General features: G+C 63.6%; 9 protein-coding genes. 6 read left to right on the top strand and 3 right to left on the bottom strand.

Annotation, left to right across the window (positions count from 1 at the left end; genetic code table 11):
- Positions 1–318: 318 nt before the first annotated feature.
- Complete coding sequence (locus ACW9JE_RS25290) at positions 319–1,137, top strand: alpha/beta fold hydrolase (protein ID WP_224538001.1); 819 nt, start codon at positions 319–321, stop codon at positions 1,135–1,137.
- Between the two features lie 135 nt (positions 1,138–1,272).
- Here the strand turns inward: ACW9JE_RS25290 and dsbG are convergent, their stop codons facing one another.
- From dsbG to dsbD, 3 genes are read right to left on the bottom strand one after another with little or no spacing between them, the layout of a single operon-like run.
- On the bottom strand, positions 1,273–2,040 hold the full coding sequence (gene dsbG / locus ACW9JE_RS25285; protein ID WP_224538002.1) for a thiol:disulfide interchange protein DsbG: 768 nt from the start codon (positions 2,038–2,040) through the stop codon (positions 1,273–1,275).
- Positions 2,016–2,870 (bottom strand): TlpA disulfide reductase family protein, encoded by an 855-nt coding sequence (locus ACW9JE_RS25280; protein ID WP_224538004.1) that lies wholly within the window; start codon positions 2,868–2,870, stop codon positions 2,016–2,018. The genes dsbG and ACW9JE_RS25280 overlap by 25 nt, the downstream gene beginning before the upstream one ends.
- Positions 2,870–4,606 (bottom strand): protein-disulfide reductase DsbD, encoded by a 1,737-nt coding sequence (dsbD, locus tag ACW9JE_RS25275; RefSeq protein WP_457434283.1) that lies wholly within the window; start codon positions 4,604–4,606, stop codon positions 2,870–2,872. The genes ACW9JE_RS25280 and dsbD overlap by 1 nt, the downstream gene beginning before the upstream one ends.
- 154 nt (positions 4,607–4,760) lie before the next feature.
- On the opposite strand from dsbD, the gene ACW9JE_RS25270 reads away from it, so the two are divergent.
- The 5 genes from ACW9JE_RS25270 (at position 4,761) to ACW9JE_RS25250 (ending at position 9,304) form a co-directional block, all read left to right on the top strand.
- Positions 4,761–5,441 (top strand): response regulator, encoded by a 681-nt coding sequence (locus tag ACW9JE_RS25270; RefSeq protein WP_224538007.1) that lies wholly within the window; start codon positions 4,761–4,763, stop codon positions 5,439–5,441.
- Positions 5,438–6,763, top strand: a complete 1,326-nt coding sequence (locus ACW9JE_RS25265) for an ATP-binding protein (RefSeq protein WP_224538009.1) — start codon at positions 5,438–5,440, stop codon at positions 6,761–6,763. The genes ACW9JE_RS25270 and ACW9JE_RS25265 overlap by 4 nt, the downstream gene beginning before the upstream one ends.
- 211 nt (positions 6,764–6,974) lie before the next feature.
- Entirely contained in the window at positions 6,975–7,460 is a 486-nt protein-coding gene (locus ACW9JE_RS25260) for a GNAT family N-acetyltransferase (RefSeq protein WP_457434282.1), read from the top strand.
- Positions 7,461–7,597: 137 nt separating this feature from the next.
- Positions 7,598–8,995, top strand: a complete 1,398-nt coding sequence (locus ACW9JE_RS25255) for a diaminobutyrate--2-oxoglutarate transaminase (RefSeq protein WP_457434281.1) — start codon at positions 7,598–7,600, stop codon at positions 8,993–8,995.
- 81 nt (positions 8,996–9,076) lie between these two features.
- On the top strand, positions 9,077–9,304 hold the full coding sequence (locus tag ACW9JE_RS25250; RefSeq protein WP_457434280.1) for an MbtH family protein: 228 nt from the start codon (positions 9,077–9,079) through the stop codon (positions 9,302–9,304).
- Positions 9,305–9,419 lie beyond the last annotated feature (115 nt).

The raw sequence follows: 9,419 nt of genomic DNA, 5'->3' as shown, positions 1-9,419 counted from the left end.
GGACACAGTATTTGTGAACACCCGGATCCCTTGTGGGAGCGAGCCTGCTCGCGATGGCGGTGTGTCAGTCACCATCAAATCTGAATTTGATGGCCTCATCGCGGGCAAGCCCGCTCCCACAATGACCGAGTCGAGCCGCTGATTCAGGGACGGCTCTAAAACTGTGGGAGCGGGCTTGCCCGCGATGACGGAATGCCGGTCAACCAAAATGCCAGCCTGTGTCAGAACGCTCCGACACAACCCACACCTTTGGTTTATTGACTGTCGAGGACGCACAGCTCAGGCTTTGCGCTCCCTTTCCTGGCGAGTAGACAGTCAATGCCTTTCGTATCAATTGACGGACAACCTCTTCACTACCTCGATCAAGGCACCGGCCCGGCGGTTTTGCTGGCGGGCAGTTACCTGTGGGACCAGGCCATGTGGGCGCCGCAGATTGCCGCCTTGTCGCAAAACCATCGGGTCATCGCCCTGGACCTGTGGGGCCACGGTGAGTCGGGGGCGCTGCCGGCCGGGACGACTTCGCTGGACGACATCGCGCGTCAGGCACTGGCTTTGCTCGATCACCTGGACATCGACCGCGTGACCCTGGTCGGCCTGTCGGTCGGTGGTATGTGGGGCGTGCGGCTGGCGCTGTCGGCACCACAGCGGCTCAACGGCCTGGTGTTGATGGACACCTATGTCGGCGTCGAACCGGAGGCGACCCGCCAGTACTACTTCTCGCTGTTCAAGATGATCGAAGACACCGGCGTGATCGCACCGCAGTTGCTGGACATCGTGGTGCCGATCTTCTTCCGCCCGGGCATCGATCCGCAGTCGGCGCTGTATCAGGACTTCCGCGCCAAACTGGCGTCGCTGTCACCAGAGCGCCTGCGCGAAAGCGTGGTGCCGATGGGGCGGATTACCTTTGGCCGCGATGACCTGCTGCCGCGTCTGGGCGAACTGGATGCTGCGAGCACGCTGGTGATCTGCGGCGACCAGGACAAACCGCGTCCACCAAGCGAAGCGCAGGAAATGGCTGAGTTGATTGGTTGCCCGTGTGTGTTGGTGCCGGAGGCGGGACATATTTCCAATCTGGAAAACCCGCAGTTCGTCACCGACGCGCTGCTGGCATTCCTGTCCAAACGCAACCAGGAATAAAAACAGAACCCCTGTAGGAGCGAGCATGCTCGCGATGGTAGCCCAGCCACCGCGGGCATCCAGACAGCCCACGTCATCGTTGACGACCATCGCGAGCAGGCTCGCTCCCACAGGTAATTACGCCACCCGCGCGCGTTATTTCGGCCCGAGAATCTTCACCAATTTCTCCGGTGCCGGCGCGCCTTGCTGCTGTTGCAGCTCACCCTTGTCATCCATGTAGAAAATCGCCGGCGTGGCCTGCAGCTCCAGGTCGTCCATCAGCTGCATGTTGGCCGCAAGCTTGGCCTGAATGGCCGGCGGCACGTCCTTCAACGGCTTGAGCGAACTGCCCTTGCCCGCGGACTCGTGGTCTTGCAGGGCTTTCTGCGGATCCTTGGCGGCGAGCAGTGCGGCGGATTTCCCCGGGCTGTCTTCGCGGATGATCCCGACCATGATGTGCCGCAGTTGCACCTTGCCGGCTTTGACCCAGGGCCGCGCCTGTTCCCAGAACATGTTGCAGTAAGGGCAGTTCGGGTCGCTGAACAGATACACCACCCGCGGCGCATCCTTGCTGCCGTCGGCGATCCAGTTGCTCGCCTCCATCTTGCCCCAGACCTCCTTGGACATCGGCGCATACACCAGCTTCTGCAACGGCTCGCTGCTCAGGTCGTTGCCCTTTTCGTCGTACAGATTGCCCAACAGCACATGTTTGCCATCGGGCGTCAGGTACAGCGCCATGCCGCGATTCTGGTACTGCGCCGCGTAGCCGCGCAGGCCATCGGGAGCATCGAACTGACCGACGATTTTCGCGCCCTTGGCCTCGATCTGCTTGATCGCAGCGGGCAACTCTTCAGCCTGCACCGACGGTAGATGCAGCAGGGCGGCACCCAGGCTCAGGGTCAGCAGGTGGCGGAGGCGGGGCATGGCGGTTTCCTTGAAGAAGTGGCAGGTACGGAATCGAAATTTTCCAGGGCGCGGGCGAGGCTCGCTTGGGACAGCTCACCCAGATGGCTGCCCAGCAGGCGACCGTCGGGGCTGTAAAACAGTGTAGTCGGCAGGGCCATGGAGCCGACGGCCTGGCCCAGGCGACCGCTGCCGTCGAACAACACGTTGGACAGGCTCAGGCCCTGGGTTTCCAGAAAGGTGGCGACGCTCTGCATGCTTTCGGCCTGATTGACGAACAGAAACGTCAGGTCCGGGCGCTGTTGCTGGGCGTTTTCCAGCACCGGCATTTCCCGGCGGCAGGGCGGGCACCAGGTCGCCCACAGGTTGATCACCAGCGGGCCGCCCTTGTAGTCCGCCAGTTGCACGGTTTCCCCCGCGGCGTTGCGCAGGGTGATTTCCGGCAGGCGCGTGCCTTGCTCGTAAATCGTCAGCGAGTAGGTCGCCAGCAGCCAGAACGCCAGACCGCTGGCCACGCCGAAACCCAATGGCCGGCGCAGGCCGGGGCGACGCCAGCCCCGGTACAGCGTGGCGATGACCAGTGCGATGATCCCTGGCCAGGCGAGGAAACCACCGTCGCGCAGGTCGATGATCTGCCAGAGATCGTTGTGGTAGTGGGGCCAGTACATGGCAACGAAACCGACTCGCGCCGCCAGCATGCCGATCAGGAACAGCCCGAACAGCACCGACTCGGGATTCTCGCCACCGCGCTTGGCCACCCGCCAACCGACGAAGGTCGCCAGCGCCAAGGCACTGATCAGCAGCAGATGGTTGAGCGCGATGGCAAAGGTGCCGAGGGTGAAGGTGAGCATTAACGGGCGTCTCGGGTTGTGGTCCAGCGTTGCAGGAACGTCTCGGCATCGACTTCGCCGGTGATGCGCTGGCTGCGACGCTCGACGCCATCGGTGCCGATCCACAGCAGACTCGGTGGCCCCGGCACCTTATAACGGCCGAGCAGCTCGCGGCTGGCGGCGTTGTCAGCGGTGACATCCAGGCGCAGCAGGCGTACCTCGCTCAGGGCCTGCATCACATTGGCCTTGCCGAACACCTGCTTCTCCATGACTTTGCACGACACGCACCAGTCAGCGTAGTAGTCCAGCAGCACCCACTGGCCCTGGGCCTGCGCGGCATCGAGTTCCCGTTGCAGGACTGCAGGGTCCTTGATCGTGGTGAAGGCGTCGTGGCCAGTGGGCGTCGCGGCGACCGCCGTACCAGAGGCGCGGAACACCTGCAGCGGCTTGAACAGATCGTCACTGCCGCCCGCCGCGCCGATCACCAGCAGGCTGCCCCACAGCCCCATCAATACAGCGCTGACGCCGAACAGATGGGCGATGCGGCCGAAGCCTTCGGATTGCTTCCAGGCGCTATAGGCCGCGATCAACAACAAGGCGCCGCACAGGCCGACCCACAGCGATTCATCCAGCACCGGGCGCAGCATCAGCAGCGCGGTGGCGAGGAACAGGAAGCCGAAGATGCCCTTGACCAGGTTCATCCAGGCGCCTGGCTTTGGCATGAAGCGATTGCCCACCGTCACCACCAGCAACAGTGGCACGCCGATGCCGATACCCAGGGCAAACAGAATCAGACCGCCGTGCAGCGCATTGCCGCTTTGCGCGATATAGAGCAGGGCGCCTGCAAGCGGGGCAGTCATGCAAGGGCCGACCAGCAGGCCGGACAAGGCCCCCAGTACACCGGCACCGAGCAGGCTGCCGCCGCGCTGGTTGCGCGAAACATTTTCCAGGCGGTCACGCACGGCCACCGGCAGTTGCAGTTCGAAGAAACCGAACATCGGCAGAGCCAGCAGCACGAAAATCGCCGCGAAACTGCCAAGCAACCAAGGGTTTTGCAGCAGCGCCTGAAGGTTGGCCCCGAGCATCGCCGCCAGTACACCCATCGCCGCGTATACCAGCGCCATGCTCACCACGTAGCTGCCGGCGAGGGCGAAACCGCGCTTGGGCGAGGCGCCGCTGCCGACGATCAGGCCGGCGAGAATCGGCAGCATCGGCAGCGAACACGGGGTGAACGCCAAAAGCAGTCCGAGACCGAAGAACACCAGCAGGCTCCAGCCCAGCGCGCGCTGTTGAAGGCTGCTGGCCAGCGCCTGATCCTGCGCTTCGCCGGTTGCGGCTACGTCAGCCTTGCCGCCCAGATCCACCACCTGAGTCTGCGGCGGATAACACAGCCCGGCATCAGCGCAGCCCTGATAGCTGACCTTGACCTGGCCGGTGGCGCCTGCGGGAATCTTCAGCTCCAGGCCCTGGCGATACACCTGTTGTTCGCCGAAGAACTCGTCGCTGTGGGCCTCACCTTCCGGCAACGCGGGGTGCTGGTCGTCGGGCAGGCCATCGAATTTCAGCCGCTTCTGGTACAGGTAGTAGCCGTCGGCAATCTGCCAGAACAGCTGCATTTCGCCGGATTCGAGGCGTTCGGAGGTGAAAACGAATGCCTTGGCGACAGGGAGGAAGTCGGGTTTGCTATCGAACGGATTGCTACCGGCCTGGGCCAGGCCCGATATCAGCAGAGCGAAGAGGAGAAACAGATGACGCATGGAAAAGCCTTATTCCTTTGCAAGTGAGGTGCACAATGGGCGGTGTCGATTAACCGACCATTAACCCTGGCGGCCTTGTAGTGAGGGGACTTGCGGCATAATGTCCGCTTAATCGGTCAACGGCCTAATCAGCTTTATTTACACGAGGCTCCCCATGCACGTACTGGTTTGCGAAGACGACGAATTGATCGCCAGCGGCATCGTCGCCGGCCTGACCGCCCAGGGCCTGACCGTGGAACACGTGGCCACGGCGTCCGCGGCCCGGGCAATGCTCAAGGTAGCGGAATTCGACGTGATGGTACTCGACCTCGGCCTGCCCGATGAAGACGGCCTGAAGTTGCTTCAACAGCTGCGCAACAATGGCCTGGAGCTGCCGGTGCTGATCCTCACGGCCCGGGACTCGGTGACCGACCGCGTCGACGGCCTGCAGGCCGGCGCCGACGATTACCTGCTCAAACCCTTCGACCTGCGTGAATTGGCCGCACGCCTGCACACCCTTTTGCGACGGGTGGCGGGGCGCAGCGTCAACCTGATCGAGCACGGCGCCCTGACCTACGACCCGAGCAGCCGCGAAACCACCCTCGGCGGACAGTCGGTCGACCTCTCCCGCCGCGAACAATCGCTGTTGCAGGCCTTGCTGCATAACCGCGGCCGCGTGCTGTCCAGCGAACAGCTCAAGGACAGCGTCTACGGCTTCAACGACGAGCTGGAGAGCAACGCCCTCAACGTTCATATCCATCACCTGCGGCGCAAACTCGGCAACGGCATTGTCGAGACCGTGCGCGGCCTGGGTTATCGCCTGGGCCCGGCTGATGGCGGAGATCAAACCAAGTGATGAGCCTGCGTTTGCGCCTGAGCCTGGTGCTCGGGGGCGCGTTTGCGTTGATCTGGGCACTGGCTGCGGCCTGGATGCTCAGCGATCTGCGCAATCAGATGATGTTTTCCCTCGACCAGCGGCTGGTGGCGTCGGCGCGGATGGTCGCCGGGCTGATGGAGCAATTGCCGCCGTTGCCGAGCAAGGGCGAGGGCACCCATTTCAGTGCCGAACAACTGAATATCCCCGGCGGTATGGCCTGTCAGGTCAGCTCGTTGCGCGGCGAGATCCTGGCCCGCAGTCACAGCGATCCGGGGCAGCCCCTGGAAGCCGAGAAGATGGGTTTCCACGACCAGATGATCGATGGCGCGCCCTGGCGCAGCTTCACCCTGGCGCGGGGCGATCTGCGGATTACCACCGCTGACCGGCAGATCGAGCGCGAGGCGCTGAACATGTCGATCCTGCTGGCGGCCTCGGTGCCGGTGGGCGTGGCGTTGCTCGGCTGTCTGTGCCTGCTGTGGCTGGGCATCGGCCAGGGGCTGGCGCCGCTCAACCGCATGCGCGATGCCTTGATGCGCCGCAGTGCCGATTCGCTTGAGCCGTTGCAGGTCCAGCCGCTGCCCAGCGAACTGCAACCCTTACTCGAAACGCAGAACCAGCTGTTCCAGCGCATCGGCAAGACCATCGAGCGCGAACGCCGCCTGACCGGTGATGCCGCCCACGAACTGCGCAGTCCGCTGACCGCGATCAAGACCCACCTGCAAGTGGCGCGCATGACCGACGGCGCGGCCCGCGACCAGTCCCTGGCTCGGGCCGAAGAGGGCGCCGACCGCCTGCACCGCACGCTGGAACAATTGTTGTTGCTGGCGCGGGTCGAAGGCAGTCTGTCGTTCGACGACGGCGTGCAATGCAGCGCCGAACAAGTGGCGAAACTGGCGATCCAGGACACCGCCGGCGGCGACCGCCAGCGCATCCGCTTCAACGCTCCGGCGAAATTCTCCCACGCCCCGGTGCAAATGCCGTCGGTGCTGTCGATTGCCGCGCTGCGCAACCTGCTGGACAACGCCCTGCGTCATACGCCGGGTGACGGGCCGGTGGAGCTGAGCCTGCAAACCACCGGCAATCGCGTGCAGTTCGTGGTGCGTGATCATGGGCCGGGGATTGCGGCCGATGATCTGCAGCATCTGACCCAGCGGTTTTGGCGCAATGGCCAGAGCACCGGTTGCGGCCTGGGCCTGGCGATTGTTCAGGCGATTGTTCAGCGCTGCGGCTGCACCCTGCATTTCGACAGCCGGCCGGATGGGTTGCGGGTGGAGCTGACCATGCCGTTGCAACCGGCCTGACACGATCCCCTGTAGGAGCGAGCATGCTCGCGATGGTCGTTAACGATGACGCGGGCTGTCTGGATGCCCGCGGTGTCTGAACCTGCATCGCGAGCATGCTCGCTCCTACAGTAGGGCGGGGTTGCACATCAAATGTAACCTCTACACATTGGCCACCCGCCCACCCCGTGACTATCGTTCCCCACACTCAACGGACTGAGGGAACAACGCCATGGATGACCCGATTCAAACCTGCAAGGCCACCCCCGCCGATGCCGGCATCATCAACCGCATCATCGATCGTTCCATCCGCATCGGTTGCGCCCGCGACCACCGCAACCAATCGCAAACCCTCGCGGTCTGGACCCGCAATACCACCCTCGAACACATCCAGCACTGGCTCGCGGACCCACGTCTGTACCTGAACATCGCCCAGTTGCAGGACAAGCCGGTCGGCGTCGCCATGGCTTCGGTCTGCGGCAAGGTGGCGTTCTGTTACGTGCAGCCGGAATGGTTTCGTCGCGGCGTCGGGCAGGCACTGCTGGCGGATCTTGAAGCCTGGTTGCGCGATCAGGGCCAGCAACGGGTGCGCTTGCACTGCACCCGCTCCAGCGAAGCCTTTTATCGCAATCTGGGTTACCGCTCCTGTGCCCGGGCCTTCATGGTCGCGGGGCTCAAGGCCATCCCCATGCACAAGGACCTGACCTCGCCTGCATAGAAAGCCGACCGGGGGGCTAAATCCTCGATGCGCTGGTGCGTTTCCAGAACAGGAAAATCGGCCGGTGCGCCCTGACAGGGCGCACTCGGCCGATGCGCAGTTTTGGTCAAAATTCACAGCGTATTGAGGTTCGAGAGATGTCAGTCGCCACCAGCCTTGCCGAAGATCGGGTCGCCCCGACCGAAACGCTTTACCAGTTCAATGAATCGCCGTTGCTGACCCGTCAGAACCAGCAGGAATCCAACGCCCGCAGCTATCCACGGCGCATTCCCCTGGCGCTCAAGCGCGCCAAGGGCATTCATGTCGAAGATGTCGAAGGCCGTCGCTTCATCGATTGCCTTGCCGGCGCCGGTACGCTGGCCTTGGGGCACAACCATCCGGTGGTGATCGAAGCCATCCAGCAGGTGTTGGCCGATGAATTGCCGCTGCACACCCTGGACCTGACCACGCCAGTGAAAGACCAGTTCGTACAGGATCTGTTCGGCCTGTTGCCACCGGCATTGGCGGCGCAGGCGAAGATCCAGTTCTGTGGCCCTACCGGCACCGACGCCGTGGAAGCCGCCTTGAAACTGGTGCGCACGGCCACCGGCCGTAGCACGGTGCTGTCGTTCCAGGGCGGTTACCACGGCATGAGCCAGGGCGCGTTGAGCCTGATGGGCAGCCTGGGGCCGAAGAAACCTCTGGGTGCCTTGCTGAGCAATGGCGTGCAGTTCATGCCGTACCCCTACGACTACCGCTGCCCGTTCGGTCTCGGTGGCGAGCAGGGGGTGAAGTCCAACCTGAACTACCTGGAAAACCTGCTCAACGATCCCGAGGCCGGCGTGCAATTGCCGGCAGCGGTGATCGTTGAAGTGGTGCAGGGCGAGGGCGGGGTGATTCCGGCCGATCTGGCGTGGCTGCGCGGATTGCGGCGGATCACCGAGAAGGCTGGCGTGGCCTTGATCGTCGATGAAATCCAGAGTGGTTTCGCCCGCACCGGCAAGATGTTTGCCTTCGAGCACGCCGGGATCGTCCCGGATGTAGTGGTGATGTCCAAGGCCATCGGCGGCAGTTTGCCGCTGGCGGTGGTGGTCTATCGCGACTGGCTCGACACCTGGCTGCCGGGCGCCCATGCCGGCACTTTCCGTGGCAACCAGATGGCCATGGCCGCCGGTTCCGCGGTGATGCGCTACCTCACCGAACACAATGTCTGCGAACACGCCGCCGCCATGGGTGAACGCCTGGGCGGGCATTTGCGCACCCTGCAGCGGGATTTCCCGCAACTGGGCGACATTCGTGGGCGCGGACTGATGATTGGCGTTGAACTGGTGGATCCGACCGGCGCATTGGATGCCCAGGGACATCCGCCGGTGTTTGCGCGCCTGGCGCCGCTGGTCCAGCGCGAATGCCTCAAGCGCGGTTTGATCCTCGAACTGGGCGGTCGCCAGGGCGGCGTGGTGCGCTTCCTTCCGCCGCTGGTGATCACTGCCGCGCAGATCGACGAAGTGGCCGGGATTTTCGGCCGGGCTTTGGCTGCGGCGACTGCCAGTCTCTAAATATTTGCCAGCCTGGAACGTTCCTTCTACATACCGGCTGCACGCCACGTGCGGCCCACCCAACAGCGATGGAGAAACAGCATGACGTCAGTATTCGACCGCGAGGACATCCTCTTTCAGGTCGTGGTCAACCACGAAGAGCAATACTCGATCTGGCCCGACTACAAAGCCGTGCCGCAGGGCTGGCGCACCGTGGGCAAGAGTGGCCTGAAAAAGGAATGCCTGGCCTGGATCGAAGAAACCTGGACCGACATGCGCCCCCTGAGCCTGCGCCAGAAGATGGACGAGCAGGCCGCCGTGGCGCACTGATCGTCCGGCCATGAAAAAACCGCTGAACCGGTAACGGTCAGCGGTTTTTTTGTATCCGAAGAATCTGTGCCCTGATGCTATCCCTGTGGGAGCGGGCTTGCCCGCGAAGGCGGTG

It is taken from the genome of Pseudomonas sp. SDO55104_S430, from assembly GCF_054070595.1.
This window is presented reverse-complemented; position numbering and strand designations above follow the sequence as displayed.

Coding starts and splice junctions, on each gene's coding strand:
- ACW9JE_RS25290 (WP_224538001.1), top strand. CDS start 319: ATGCCTTTCGTATCAATTGACGGACAACCTCTTCACTACCTCGATCAA.
- dsbG (WP_224538002.1), bottom strand. CDS start 2,040: ATGCCCCGCCTCCGCCACCTGCTGACCCTGAGCCTGGGTGCCGCCCTG.
- ACW9JE_RS25280 (WP_224538004.1), bottom strand. CDS start 2,870: ATGCTCACCTTCACCCTCGGCACCTTTGCCATCGCGCTCAACCATCTG.
- dsbD (WP_457434283.1), bottom strand. CDS start 4,606: ATGCGTCATCTGTTTCTCCTCTTCGCTCTGCTGATATCGGGCCTGGCC.
- ACW9JE_RS25270 (WP_224538007.1), top strand. CDS start 4,761: ATGCACGTACTGGTTTGCGAAGACGACGAATTGATCGCCAGCGGCATC.
- ACW9JE_RS25260 (WP_457434282.1), top strand. CDS start 6,975: ATGGATGACCCGATTCAAACCTGCAAGGCCACCCCCGCCGATGCCGGC.
- ACW9JE_RS25255 (WP_457434281.1), top strand. CDS start 7,598: ATGTCAGTCGCCACCAGCCTTGCCGAAGATCGGGTCGCCCCGACCGAA.
- ACW9JE_RS25250 (WP_457434280.1), top strand. CDS start 9,077: ATGACGTCAGTATTCGACCGCGAGGACATCCTCTTTCAGGTCGTGGTC.